Origin of the sequence: Mangrovibacter phragmitis (assembly GCF_040429585.1) — a bacterium.
GTDB lineage: Bacteria > Pseudomonadota > Gammaproteobacteria > Enterobacterales > Enterobacteriaceae > Mangrovibacter > Mangrovibacter phragmitis.
The window spans coordinates 1,145,085-1,158,334 of sequence record NZ_CP134782.1 but is presented as its reverse complement, the minus strand read 5'-3'; the positions used below and the strand labels follow the sequence as shown (position 1 = coordinate 1,158,334).

The window sequence follows — 13,250 nt, the reverse complement described above, 5'->3', positions numbered from 1 at the left end:
GCAATTCTCGGAGCAATTAATGAATAACGCAACGGCGTTACGAATTGGCGGGTGGTTACTTATCCCACTGGCCTGGCTTTTGATGACACTATTGAGCACATCACTGGGTATTGTGATGTATATAATGGCGCTCAGTACACCAGAGGCCCATCAGGCTTTGGCGGCACAACTCCCACAAACAGTGGTGATGTGGTACCTCTCACTGGCCTTTACCGTAGCCATGTGGTTTTACAGTTTGTGGTTAGTTATCGCGTTTTTTAAACGCCGGAGCAAAGTACCACGGCATTATATTTTATGGTTACTGATTTGCGTTCTGCTGGCGGTAAAAGCCTTTGCGTTTTCCCCGGTAACTGATGCAATTGCAGTTCGTCAGTTATTATTCCCGTTGTTGGCTGCAGCCGTATTTGCGCCTTACTTCAGGAAATCGCAACGGGTTAAGCATACATTTGTTAATACCTGATTGCAGAGCGGTACTTTACATTTATCACGCCCGGGTGCGCCGGGTGACCAATGGCGTTAGTTTCAGACCTGATTATGACTGATTATTTGTTGCTCTTTATTGGCACGGTACTGGTTAATAACTATGTGCTGGTAAAATTTCTTGGCCTGTGCCCTTTCATGGGGGTGTCCAAAAAACTGGAGTCCGCCATTGGCATGGGGCTGGCGACAACATTCGTCATGACACTGGCGTCAATCAGTTCGTGGTTAATTGACAATTTAATTCTCATCCCTCTGGATTTAACCTGGCTGCGCACCATGAGTTTTATTCTGGTGATTGCCGTTGTGGTTCAGTTCACCGAAATGGTGGTAAGAAAAACCAGCCCGGCTTTGTACAGGTTGCTGGGTATTTTTTTGCCACTTATCACCACTAACTGCGCGGTGCTTGCTGTGCCGTTATTGAGCGTTAACCTGAAGCAAAACTTTTTCCAGGCTGCTTTGTATGGGTTTTCTGCGGCAGTAGGCTTCTCTCTGGTTTTGGTATTATTTGCTGCCGTGCGTGAGCGCCTGGCAGTTGCTGATGTTCCCGCGCCTTTTCGTGGCAATGCCATTGCCTTGATTACGGCCGGATTAATGTCCCTTGCCTTTATGGGCTTTAGCGGACTGGTGAAGTTTTGATGAGTATGATTTGGATAGCCATCATCCCGCTTGCGTTGCTCGGCCTGTTCTTTGGGCTGATTCTTGGTTACGCCTCGCGCCGCTTTAAAGTGGAAGATGATCCTATTGTCGATAAAATCGATGAAATATTACCACAAAGCCAGTGCGGCCAGTGTGGCTACCCGGGTTGCCGCCCTTATGCTGAAGCGGTTGGTAAAAATGGTGAGCACATAAACCGTTGTGCACCAGGCGGCGAAGCCGTCATGGTAAAAATTGCTGGTTTAATGGGGGTTGATCCGCAACCAACAGAAGGCGGTGACGCCGCAGAGCCTGAACGGATGCTGGCCGTTATCGATGAAGATAACTGTATTGGTTGCACCAAGTGCATTCAGGCCTGCCCGGTTGATGCAATAGTGGGGGCCACCCGTGCAATGCACACCGTAATCAGTGAACAGTGTACTGGCTGTAATTTATGTGTCGCCCCTTGCCCGACACAGTGCATTACTCTGGTGCCCGTAAACCCGACTCCGGCAACCTGGAAATGGGATCTGCAAACTATCCCCGTGAAGATTATCCCTGTGGAAAACCATGCTTAAGTTTTTTTCAGCGTTTAAAAAAGACAAAATCTGGGACTTTCATGGGGGGATCCACCCTCCAGAAATGAAGCACCAGTCCAGTGGCACCCCCTTGCGGCAGGTTCCACTGGCTACAGATTATATTATCCCCGTCAGGCAACATATTGGCGATGAAGGTGAACTGTGCGTAAAACCCGGTGACGTTGTGTTGCGTGGGCAACCGCTGACGCGTGGCTGGGGGAAAATGTTGCCGGTACACGCGCCCACTTCCGGGACGATTACCGCAATCGCGCCTCATACCACTGCTCACCCTTCCGGTTTGATGGAGCCTTGCGTTTTTCTTGCAGCAGACGGTAAAGACGAATGGTTCCCACGCGAGGGCTGGAGTGATTACCAGCAGCGTGAAAAAGCGAGCCTGATTGAGCGAATTCAGCAGTTTGGCGTTGCCGGCCTTGGCGGCGCAGGTTTTCCTACTGGCGTAAAATTGCGTGGTGGGGCTGGCCGAATCGAGACGCTGATAATTAATGCCGCTGAGTGTGAACCTTACATCACGGCTGATGACCGCTTAATGCAGGAGTGCGCTGCACAAATACTCGAGGGGATAAAAATCCTCGACTATATACTTAATCCGCGCCAGATTTTGATTGGTATTGAAGACAATAAACCTCAGGCAATTTCCATGCTCAGAGCGGTTTTGTGTAATGAACACAAGACGCAGTTGCGGGTCATTCCCACGAAATACCCTTCCGGAGGCGCCAAACAGCTAACCCAGATCCTGACAGGCAAGCAGGTTCCCCATGGTGGGCGCTCTTCTGATATCGGTGTATTAATGCAAAATGTCGGTACTGCTTATGCCATTAAACGAGCCATTATCGATGGTGAACCACTCACTGAACGTGTCGTGACGCTGACTGGGGAAGCCGTTGGCAAACCCGGAAACGTTTGGGCGCGAATAGGCACACCAGTACGTCACTTGCTTAATTTTGCAGACTACCGCAGTAATGCCCAGCCCATGGTAATTATGGGTGGGCCATTAATGGGGTTTACTTTGCCCTCACTTGATGTCCCGGCAGTTAAAATCACTAACTGCCTGCTGGCACCTTCTGTGCAAGAAATGGAGCCAGCACAAGAAGAACAGCACTGTATTCGCTGCAGCGCCTGTGCCGAAGCGTGCCCGGCAGACCTGTTACCCCAACAGTTATACTGGTTCAGCTTAGGGCAGCAACATGATAAAGCGACGGCGCACCATCTGAATGATTGCATTGAATGCGGTGCCTGTGCCTGGGTGTGCCCCAGCCAGATCCCGCTGGTGCAATATTTCCGTCAGGAAAAAGCAGAAATTCGGGCCATTGCCGACGAAACTCGCCGGGCAGCAGAAGCAAAAACCCGTTTTGAGGCCCGGCAGGCTCGCCTTGAGCGCGAAAAACAGGCGCGTCAGGCCCGTCATCAACAGGCAGCGGTGCAACCAGGATCAGCACAAGACAAATCGGCAATTGAGGCCGCACTGGCGCGAGTCAAAGAAAAACATACTGCCGCCACAAACACCGTTGTGATTCAGGCTGGTACCCAGCCAGATAACCAGGCTGCGATTGCAGCCCGTGCTGCACGTAAAGCCGAAGCACGCGCCCGACAACAAGAGAAAGCAGCCTTACAAACCGCTGAGCAAACCGTCGCCGACAGTCATACTGGCTCAGAAGACCCACGTAAAGCGGCGGTTGCCGCAGCACTGGCACGCGCCAAAGCACGCAAAGCGCAGGCAGTGGAGAATTCGGCACCGGAAGCAACCCCCACTCCTGAGCCAGTCAGTGAGCCAGTGGCTGTGGACCCGCGCAAAGCTGCGGTTGAGGCGGCGATTGCCCGCGCCAAAGCACGCAAAGCGCAGGCAGTGGAGAATTCGGCACCGGAAGCAACCGCCACTCCTGAGCCAGTCAGTAAGCCAGTGGCTGTGGACCCGCGCAAAGCCGCGGTTGAGGCGGCGATTGCCCGCGCCAAAGCACGCAAAGCGCAGGCAGTGGAGAATTCGGCACCGGAAGCAACCCTCACTCCTGAGCCAGTCAGTGAGCCAGTGGCTGTGGACCCGCGCAAAGCTGCAGTTGAAGCGGCGATTGCCCGTGCCAAAGCAAAACGTGCAGCGCAGTCTGCTGTCAGTGAGGATTAAATGGTTTTTCGTATTGCCAGTTCACCCTATACCCATAACCAACGCCAAACCAGCCGCATTATGCTGCTGGTTACGCTGGCAGCAGTTCCCGCCATTATTGTCCAGACGCTGTGGTTTGGGCCTGGCAGTCTGGTTCAGGTCATCCTTGGCTGCCTCGCGGCACTTGCCGGGGAAAGCGCCATACTCAAATTGCGCAATAAATCGATGTCCGAACTGGGCGATAACTCAGCACTCCTCACAGGTTTGCTGCTTGGCGTCAGTATCCCGCCTTTGGCCCCCTGGTGGATGGTGATTGTTGGTACCTTATTTGCCATTATTTTTGCCAAGCAATTGTATGGTGGACTGGGCCATAATCCTTTTAACCCTGCGATGACCGGTTATGTGGTGTTACTTATTGCGTTTCCGGTATCCATGACATCCTGGTTACCTCCCGAGACACTGGCAGCAACCGTGCCCGGTGTCAGTGACGTTCTGCATACCATTTTCACCGGTCATACACTGGCAGGCGACACCGTTACCCAGTTAAAAATGGGCATTGACGGCATCAGCCAGGCCACTCCGCTCGACACGTTTAAAACCGGTCTGCGTGCCGGGCATACCGTTGCTGAACTCAAACAGGCACCGATTTATGGCGGCATTCTTGCCGGTATAGGCTGGCAATGGGTTAACGTGGCATGGCTGGCGGGAGGCCTCTTCCTGTTAATGAAAGGGACAATACGCTGGCATATTCCGGTGAGTTTCCTGCTGACTTTGCTCGTTTGCTCAACGCTTGGCTGGTGGCTACTTCCCAATAGCTGTGCTTCTCCAGCAATTCATCTGTTTTCCGGGGCAACGATGATGGGTGCATTCTTTATCTTTACAGACCCGGTTACTGCATCCACCACACCAAAAGGCAGGCTAATTTTCGGTGCGCTGGCTGGGTTACTGGTTTGGCTGATTCGTTCATTCGGCGGCTACCCCGACGCCGTAGCTTTTGCGACTTTGCTGGCAAATATCACCGTACCACTGATTGATTACTTTACGCGCCCGCAAACCTATGGACACCGCTAAGGAGACTCGTGATGCTGAACACAATGCGTAAACACGGTGTCACTCTGGCGCTGTTCGCGGCAGGTTTTACCGGCCTGGTTGCCGTAGTGAACACATTGACACAGCCGGTGATTGCTCATCAGGCCATGTTGCAACAAAAGAAATTGTTCGACCAGGTTATCGCCCCGGACAGCTATGATAATGCTATCCAGCAAGATTGCGTGGTGGCGAACAATACGCCACTGGGCTCTGGTGCTCACGATATCTATATTGCCCGTAACCAGGGCAAACCGGTTGCTGTGGTTATGCAAACCACAGCACCTGATGGTTATGGTGGAGCGATTCAGTTGCTGGTTGCTTCCGATTTCTCCGGCACTGTGTTAGGAACACGGGTCACTGAGCAGCACGAGACACCGGGCCTTGGCGATAAAATTGATGTGCGGGTGTCAAACTGGATACTGGGTTTTGCCGGTAAACAGGTAACTGGCCCCGACGATGCCGCATGGGCTGTGAAAAAAGACGGCGGACAATTTGACCAGTTTACCGGTGCGACCATTACTCCACGAGCCGTGGTTAACGCCGTTAAACGTGCCGCATTGTTTGCCAAAACGCTGCCGCCTGAACTGGCAACACTCCCCTCTTGTGGAGCATCTTCATGAGTGATGTAAAAACAATTTTTATCCAGGGGTTATGGAAAAATAACTCGGCGCTGGTGCAACTACTTGGCTTGTGCCCTCTGCTTGCTGTCACGTCCACTGCAACCAATGCTTTGGGTCTTGGACTGGCAACGACGCTGGTACTGGTGCTGACGAACACTGCGGTTTCATTACTGCGTCGCTTTGTACCCAGTGAAATTCGCATTCCGATTTACGTGCTGATCATTGCTTCCGTGGTAACCTCGGTTCAACTGTTAATCAATGCTTTTGCCTTCGGGCTTTATCAGTCTTTGGGGATCTTTATTCCACTGATTGTCACCAACTGTATTGTTATTGGGCGCGCTGAGGCCTTTGCCTCCAGAAATCCACCAGGCCTTGCAGCCATTGATGGTCTTGCCATTGGGATGGGCGCAACATGTGCCATGTTTGTTTTGGGCGCAATGCGTGAGATTTTAGGCAATGGAACATTATTTGATGGTGCCGATATGCTGCTGGGGAGCTGGGCTAAGATTCTGCGTATCCAAATCTACCATACAGACACGCCTTTTTTACTCGCCATGTTGCCACCAGGTGCCTTTTTTGGCCTGGGTTTAATGCTTGCCGCTAAATATGTCATTGACGAGCGCAGTAAACGCAGAGCTGCAACTCACGCCAGGGAAAGCAACGTTCAGGGAGCAGAAAAAGCCTGATGAACAAAGAGAAACGCATCGCTATTTTGTCGCGCCTTAGAGAGAGTAATCCGCATCCAACAACGGAGTTGCACTTCTCATCACCTTTTGAATTACTCATTTCTGTGCTGCTTTCGGCTCAGGCAACTGATGTCAGCGTCAATAAGGCTACAGCGAAGCTGTACCCGGTAGCCAACACGCCAGCGGCCATTCTCGCGCTGGGGGTGGAAGGCGTGAAGTCATATATCAAGACAATCGGCCTGTTTAACAGCAAAGCTGAGAATGTGATTAAAACCTGCCGCATTTTGCTCGAAAAACATGGTGGCGAAGTACCTGAAGACCGTGCTGCACTGGAAGCATTACCAGGTGTTGGCAGGAAAACTGCGAATGTCGTGCTTAACACCGCTTTTGGCTGGCCTACCATCGCCGTGGATACACATATTTTTCGGGTGTGTAACAGAACGGGTTTTGCCCCGGGCAAGAATGTTGAGCAGGTAGAGGATAAACTACTGAAGGTCGTTCCTGCCGAATTTAAAGTTGACTGCCACCACTGGTTAATTCTGCATGGGCGCTACACTTGTGTGGCACGTAAACCCCGCTGTGGCTCCTGCCTGATTGAAGATCTTTGTGAGTACAAAGAGAAGACCGAAATCTGACCGGATGACATTGATAGCTGTTTGCGTCAGGCGCTGACGCAAACGTTTACCTCCCTCACTAAAAAACCCTCATTCAACAACATAAACACTTTTCATTGTAGATTTTAGCTACATAAAACATTCCAGACAGCACCACATGTGGTTAATTGTTTTTTTAAAACCCAAAATTTCTATAGATTTTCCACAGGCCGCTTCAGGCAGGGGTAAATGTTAAAATTTATCGCCACAAGTTTCCCCAACCTATGGTTTAATAAAGAAAAATTACATAAAACAAACAATTAAACCGCAATATGAAATAATAGTGGTTTCATTAACTGGTTATAACCGTAAAATACGACATATAACTCTTTGTATCAGAAAAAAATCAGCTTCACAAAAGAAAAAACTTATATTTTTTAGTCTATCAAAATTTAAATCTGCATAACAATTCATCTACCCAGGCAATACCCCACCAAACACAAATGTAAAAGAATATGACAAATAACTTGCCAGATGCCTCATATTAGGGAAAAGTACCTGCCGTTTTCCCCTCCCATAACAAAATCAGAGTCGTCTTAGCGCCATCTGGTTGAAAAACGCCCTGTTAGTACGGGCTGTAAAATAAGAGGTATATGTGTCGACTGCAAACAATAAACCAGCAGAAAGCATTAGTTTAAATGCTTTCAAACAACCGAAATCGTTTTATCTCATTTTCTCCATTGAATTATGGGAACGCTTTGGTTACTACGGCCTGCAGGGAATCATGGCTGTTTACCTGGTTAAACAACTGGGTATGTCTGAAGCGGACTCAATTACGCTTTTCTCTTCTTTCAGTGCGCTTGTCTATGGTCTGGTCGCTATTGGCGGCTGGTTAGGCGATAAAGTACTGGGTACCAAACGCGTCATTATGCTGGGGGCGCTTGTTCTGGTTGTTGGGTATGCGTTAGTTGCCTGGTCCGGGCACAATGCCGCTATCGTCTACGCCGGTATGGCAACCATCGCTGTCGGTAATGGCTTGTTCAAAGCTAACCCGTCTGCTTTGCTGTCTACCTGTTATCCAAAAGATGACCCACGTCTTGATGGCGCATTTACGATGTACTATATGTCCATCAACATTGGCTCATTCTTTTCCATGCTCGCCACGCCATGGCTGGCAGCACAGTTCGGCTGGAGTATCGCATTTTCACTGAGCGTTGTGGGTATGCTGATTACCGTGGTGAACTTTGCATTCTGTAAGAAATGGGTAAAAGATTTCGGTTCCAAACCGGATTTTGCACCGGTTGACCTGCGTAAACTGTTTGCCACCCTGGTCGGTGTTCTGGTCCTGATTGCCCTTGCCACCTGGTTGTTGCATAACCAGCAAGTCGCCCGTATTGCATTGGGTGTCATCGCTCTGGGGATTATCGCGATTTTTGCCAAAGAAGCCTCTGCCCTGCAAGGCGCGGCACGCCGTAAAATGATTGTTGCGTTTCTGCTGATGCTGGAAGCCGTAGTATTCTTTGTGCTCTACAGCCAGATGCCAACCTCACTGAACTTTTTTGCTATCCGCAATGTTGAGCACAGTATTTTTGGTATTGCGTTCGAACCTGAACAATACCAGGCACTGAACCCGTTCTGGATTATGATTGGTAGCCCAATTCTTGCAGCGATTTACAACAAAATGGGTGACCGCCTGCCAATGTCCGTTAAATTTGCGATTGGTATGGTTCTGTGCTCTGGCGCATTCCTTATTCTGCCATTAGGTGCGCGTTTTGCTACAGATGCCGGGATTGTCTCTGTTAACTGGTTAATTGCCAGCTATGCACTGCAAAGTATTGGTGAACTGATGATCTCCGGTCTGGGCCTGGCCATGGTGGCACAATTGGTTCCACAGCGCCTGATGGGCTTTATTATGGGCAGTTGGTTCCTGACTACGGCTGGTGCGGCCATTATTGCCGGTAAAGTCGCCAACCTGATGGCTGTACCAGAGAATGTCACTAACCCGGTAGAATCTCTGCAGGTATACGGACATGTCTTCCTGCAAATTGGGATTACCACCGGTATCATTGCACTGTTGATGCTGCTGACTGCGCCAAAATTGCACCGCATGACGCAGGATGACGATAAAAAAGCCAGCACGTCACAAACAGTGACTGTCTGATTTTTCTGGGGAAACAGCGTTATCGCCACTGTACCTGAGTACAGTGGCGATTGACTCTTCCCGGCTCGTATAACTACCGCGTTTGCTCTGCACTTTTTCTGCTTTTCTTTCTCTTCCTTGCCAACTACCATCCTTGATAAGTGATATCTTACTACCTGGCGCTTACACAAGGAGTCTTACGATGAAATTGTTTTATAAATCAGGCGCGTGCTCACTGTCGCCACATATTGTCCTGCGTGAAAGCGGGCTTGATTTCACCCTGTCACAGGTTAACTTACAGGAAAAGTCCACTGAAAGTGGTGAGGATTTCTGGTCCATTAACCCTGCCGGGCAGGTTCCGGCGCTGCTGTTAGATAATGATACCTTGCTGACCGAAGGTGCAGTTATTGTGCAATATATCGCAGACCAGGTACCGGACCGCCAGCTTCTTCCACCGGTCGGAACGTTGTCGCGCTACCAGGCGCTTTCCTGGCTTAACTTCATTGCGACGGAATTACACAAAGGTTTCACTCCGTTGTTTTCGTCCGAGACACCCGAAGCATATAAATCTGCCTGTATAGCTAAATTGTTGAAAAAAATGGGGCTGGTCAACAACGCGCTAAGTGATAAACCCTGGTTGATGGGGCAGCGTTTTAGCGTAGCTGACGCTTATTTATTTACTGTGCTCAACTGGGGATACGCGCTGTCACTGGATATGAGCCAGTTCGAACATATCAATGCATTTATGGAAAGGATGCGTGCTCGTCCGGCTGTTGTGGCGGCACTGAAGGCTGAAGGACTCAAATAATTGCTCCATCCCTGGAGCACTCGATGCTTGTGCCAGCACCGTATAAGTAACACTTGTGCGTGCAGTCAGAGCTGTTTACTGTAAAACCACTGCTCAGGGCGGACTATCTCGTCCTGTGCAGCAACGACTTGCAGCTCATACTCGCCCATCTGTTTTGTGGTTTGCATAATGGCATACACCGCAGAAGTAACGTGCTCCAGCGCATCCTGAACGGTTGCACCCTGTAGCAATTTCACTAACAGCAAACCACTGGTTACATCACCCACGCCCACGGGCTGGCGAGTGCCAAAGTCGACCAACGGACGGCTGATATGCCAGGCGGCATCATCTGTTACCAGCAACATTTCAAAACAATCCTGATTATAACCAGCTCGCGCCAGATGTTTCACCAGGACGATTTCCGGCCCTTTGGCAATCAGTTCACGCGCAGTGCTGACAGCCTCGGCGACGTTACTGACAGAGTGACCACTGAGCATTTCCAGTTCCAACAGATTCGGCGCAATAATATCTGCCGCCGGCAATGCACTGCGGGCATGAAATTCCGCCACACCAGGTGCCACAATACAGCCTTTTTCCGGGTGTCCCATAACCGGGTCACAGAAATAACGGGCTGAAGGATTAGCCTGCTTTACCTGTTCCACGATACGTAAAATGTGCTGCCCCTGCTCTGCTGAGCCAAGGTATCCGCTAAGAACAGCATCACAACGTGCTAATTCGCCGATATCCGCAATGCCCTGGACAATATCGGTTAAATGCGATGGCGTCATGACGATGCCGGTCCATTTGCCATATTGCGTGTGATTGGAAAACTGAACGGTATTCAGTGGCCAGACGTTAGCGCCAAGGCGGCGCATCGGAAATTCAGCCGCACTGTTCCCCGCGTGGCCAAAAACCACGTGTGATTGTATAGCGAGGATATTTTTCATGACTAACCCGGTGATGAGTGTTGTGAGTGTTATTGAGACAAAAAATTAAGGCGTGATTTCCCACGCCTTATGACTATTGGTTACTTCCAGCAAATGAGGCAGTAGTTTTTCTTACCGCGGCGTAACAGAGTGTAGCGGCCAAACAGGTAGTCTGCGTCAGTAAAGCTGTACTCAGCATCGCTCTGTTTTTGCCCATTAACAGAAACCGCGTTGGACGCGATGGTTTTACGCGCCTGCCCACGGGAGGGTTGTAGTTCACTGTCCACCAGAGCCTGCTGGAGGTCTGCTCCTTTATCCAGTTCAACCATCGGCACGCCATCTTGCGCCAGTTGCGCAAAATCATTTTCGGTAAGGTCTTCCAGGTGCCCGTTGAAAAGGCTTTCAGTAATACGTTTCGCCGCAGCCAGCCCTTCTTCACCATGCACCAGACGAGTAACCTGCTCTGCCAGCACATACTGCGCACGCGGTGCAGTGCCACTGTTTTTATCTTCTTCTTCCAGTGCGTTAATTTCTTCAAGGCTCATGAAAGTAAAGAACTTCAGGAAGCGGTAAACATCCGCATCGGCGGTATTAATCCAGAACTGGTAGAATTTGTACGGGCTGGTTTTCTTCGGATCCAACCACACCGCACCACCTTCTGTTTTACCAAATTTGGTGCCGTCTGCTTTTGTAATAAGCGGTACAGTAAGGCCAAATACCTGTTTCTGGTGAAGGCGGCGGGTTAAATCGATACCGGATGTAATGTTCCCCCACTGATCTGAGCCGCCAATTTGCAATTCAACGCCGTGTAAATCATTCAGGCAGGCGAAATCATAGCCCTGGAGCAGATTATAGGAGAATTCAGTAAATGAAATACCGACATCGTCGCGGTTAAGGCGCTGTTTTACCGCTTCTTTGTTAATCATCTGGTTAACAGAAAAGTGCTTGCCAATGTCGCGCAGGAAAGTCAGCACATTCATGCTGCCAAACCAGTCATAGTTATTTGCAGCAATAGCGGCGTTATCGCCACAGTCAAAATCAAGGAATGGCGCAACCTGGCGGCGAATCTTATCGACCCACTCCTGAACAGTTTCGGTGGTATTGAGCTTACGTTCTGTTGCTTTAAAACTGGGATCACCAATTAACCCGGTCGCGCCACCAACCAGTGCAACCGGTTTGTGGCCAGCTTCCTGAAAACGCTTCAGGCACAACAATGGAACCAGATGGCCCAAATGCAAGCTGTCGGCAGTCGGATCGAAGCCGCAATAGAGAGCGATTGGCCCCTGCGCCAGTCGTTCCACCAGCGCGTCTGCATCCGTCACCTGAGCAATAAGCCCACGCTCTTGCAATTGTTTAATCAAGTTGCTGCTTGCCATCAAATTCTCCATGTTTTATACGATTGCACCTTTACCGGTACACAAGTCTGTCGCGCACTGGCGCTGAGACATTAAAAGTCAGGGAGGCAATAGAATAAAGCGCCGGCCTGCATTGCGCCAGCGCTAACGAGACTATTTCCGGTGATTAAGGTGCCAGGCGGTCGATTTTCCAGGTATCCGCATCACGCTGGTATAAAAAACGGTCATGCAGGCGGTGTTCTCCCCCCTGCCAGAATTCCATTTGATCAATACTCACCCGGAATCCCCCCCAGAAACTGGGCAGCGGAATTTCTCCGGCCTGAAACTTCTGTTTTATCTCAAGGAATTTACTTTCCAGAATATTGCGGGCACTGATGCGCGAAGACTGACGGGAAACCCAGGCGCCAATCTGGCTGTCGCGTGGGCGGCTGTGAAAATACTTCATTACATCCACAGTGGACAGGCGTTCTGCTTTGCCCGTCACAGCGACCTGGCGGTCAAGCATATGCCAGGGGAACAATAAGCTGATACGTGGGTTATGCTCCAAATGAGCGGCTTTACGGCTGCCTAAGTTGGTGTAAAACACCATGCCCCGGGAATCGAAATGTTTGAGCAGTACAATGCGCTGCCAGGGTTGCTGGTTCTCATCCACAGTGGCGACAACCATAGCCGTCGGGTCCGCAAGGCGGGCATCACACGCTTGCCCAAGCCAGCGTTCAAATAAAGTCAGCGGGTCGTCCGTCAGGTCTTTACGACGCAACCCGCCTCGGGTGTATTCACGGCGCAGACTGGCAATCTGCTGTAAGGATTCATTGTCAGACATAGCAGGTATTCAGAAATCAACAGGTTGGTCTATTCTGCGCCCCGCATCGCTAAATCTCAATCCTTGTTACCCACTAACTGACAGTTGTGCAGTACCACCGTATCCCGCCGGTATACCGTGGCTTTATCACCTTTAGACCAGAAGACATATATGCCATCGGTATACCGGGCTCCTGAAGCCGACAAGCCTTGTTGCAGGTGCAATACCGTATTGTCCAGCACAAAACTGGCAGACTGCTTTTGTTGGTTTATTTCAACGGTGAGGGGTTTTTCATCACACTGGTAGTGAAATGTATCGGTGTGAATCGCATCGATAAGATGTTGGTAAGTAGTGCAGCCGCTCAGTATAAGCGGGAAAAGCAGCAGGCTTTTTTTCATAATGCAGTCCATCCGCAAACAAGCGGAGCCACAATCACTCCGTTTGT

At 50.3% G+C, this 13,250-nt stretch carries 14 protein-coding genes; 10 read left to right on the top strand and 4 right to left on the bottom strand.

What is annotated here, in order from left to right:
- Positions 1-19: 19 nt before the first annotated feature.
- The 10 genes from MPHASIOC01_RS05570 to gstA all read left to right on the top strand — a co-directional run bounded on the left by MPHASIOC01_RS05570 (position 20) and on the right by gstA (position 9,743).
- The gene (locus MPHASIOC01_RS05570) at positions 20-460 is read left to right on the top strand and encodes a DUF2569 domain-containing protein (RefSeq protein ID WP_353614136.1); all 441 of its coding nucleotides are present in this window, start codon (positions 20-22) and stop codon (positions 458-460) included.
- Positions 461-534: 74 nt separating this feature from the next.
- Positions 535-1,116: an electron transport complex subunit RsxA gene (gene rsxA / locus MPHASIOC01_RS05565; RefSeq protein ID WP_036108832.1), complete on the top strand. Its 582-nt coding sequence runs from the start codon at positions 535-537 to the stop codon at positions 1,114-1,116.
- A complete protein-coding gene (rsxB, locus tag MPHASIOC01_RS05560; protein ID WP_064595581.1) occupies positions 1,116-1,691 on the top strand; it encodes an electron transport complex subunit RsxB in 576 nt (191 codons plus the stop codon). Before rsxA ends, rsxB begins: the two co-directional genes overlap by 1 nt.
- A complete protein-coding gene (gene rsxC / locus MPHASIOC01_RS05555; RefSeq protein WP_353614135.1) occupies positions 1,684-3,828 on the top strand; it encodes an electron transport complex subunit RsxC in 2,145 nt (714 codons plus the stop codon). Before rsxB ends, rsxC begins: the two co-directional genes overlap by 8 nt.
- Complete coding sequence (gene rsxD / locus MPHASIOC01_RS05550) at positions 3,829-4,878, top strand: electron transport complex subunit RsxD (protein WP_064595585.1); 1,050 nt, start codon at positions 3,829-3,831, stop codon at positions 4,876-4,878.
- Positions 4,879-4,889: 11 nt separating this feature from the next.
- Positions 4,890-5,516 carry an electron transport complex subunit RsxG gene (gene rsxG / locus MPHASIOC01_RS05545; RefSeq protein WP_064595587.1) on the top strand — a complete coding sequence of 209 codons (627 nt, stop codon included), beginning with the start codon at positions 4,890-4,892 and terminating at the stop codon, positions 5,514-5,516.
- Positions 5,513-6,202, top strand: coding sequence for an electron transport complex subunit E (locus tag MPHASIOC01_RS05540; protein ID WP_064595589.1), 690 nt, complete (start codon positions 5,513-5,515; stop codon positions 6,200-6,202). Before rsxG ends, MPHASIOC01_RS05540 begins: the two co-directional genes overlap by 4 nt.
- Positions 6,202-6,837, top strand: a complete 636-nt coding sequence (gene nth, locus MPHASIOC01_RS05535) for an endonuclease III (protein WP_064595591.1) — start codon at positions 6,202-6,204, stop codon at positions 6,835-6,837. Before MPHASIOC01_RS05540 ends, nth begins: the two co-directional genes overlap by 1 nt.
- 613 nt (positions 6,838-7,450) lie before the next feature.
- A complete protein-coding gene (gene dtpA / locus MPHASIOC01_RS05530) occupies positions 7,451-8,956 on the top strand; it encodes a dipeptide/tripeptide permease DtpA (RefSeq protein WP_064595593.1) in 1,506 nt (501 codons plus the stop codon).
- Positions 8,957-9,137: 181 nt separating this feature from the next.
- On the top strand, positions 9,138-9,743 hold the full coding sequence (gstA, locus tag MPHASIOC01_RS05525; protein WP_353614134.1) for a glutathione transferase GstA: 606 nt from the start codon (positions 9,138-9,140) through the stop codon (positions 9,741-9,743).
- Positions 9,744-9,808: 65 nt separating this feature from the next.
- Here the strand turns inward: gstA and pdxY are convergent, their stop codons facing one another.
- From pdxY to MPHASIOC01_RS05505, 4 genes are all read right to left on the bottom strand, one after another.
- Positions 9,809-10,669 carry a pyridoxal kinase PdxY gene (gene pdxY / locus MPHASIOC01_RS05520; protein WP_064595596.1) on the bottom strand — a complete coding sequence of 287 codons (861 nt, stop codon included), beginning with the start codon at positions 10,667-10,669 and terminating at the stop codon, positions 9,809-9,811.
- Between the two features lie 80 nt (positions 10,670-10,749).
- Positions 10,750-12,024, bottom strand: a complete 1,275-nt coding sequence (gene tyrS / locus MPHASIOC01_RS05515) for a tyrosine--tRNA ligase (protein ID WP_064595598.1) — start codon at positions 12,022-12,024, stop codon at positions 10,750-10,752.
- Positions 12,025-12,169: 145 nt separating this feature from the next.
- Positions 12,170-12,826, bottom strand: a complete 657-nt coding sequence (gene pdxH / locus MPHASIOC01_RS05510; protein WP_064595600.1) for a pyridoxamine 5'-phosphate oxidase — start codon at positions 12,824-12,826, stop codon at positions 12,170-12,172.
- A 56-nt stretch (positions 12,827-12,882) separates the two neighbouring features.
- Positions 12,883-13,203 (bottom strand): MliC family protein, encoded by a 321-nt coding sequence (locus MPHASIOC01_RS05505; protein WP_064595602.1) that lies wholly within the window; start codon positions 13,201-13,203, stop codon positions 12,883-12,885.
- Positions 13,204-13,250: the final 47 nt, after the last annotated feature.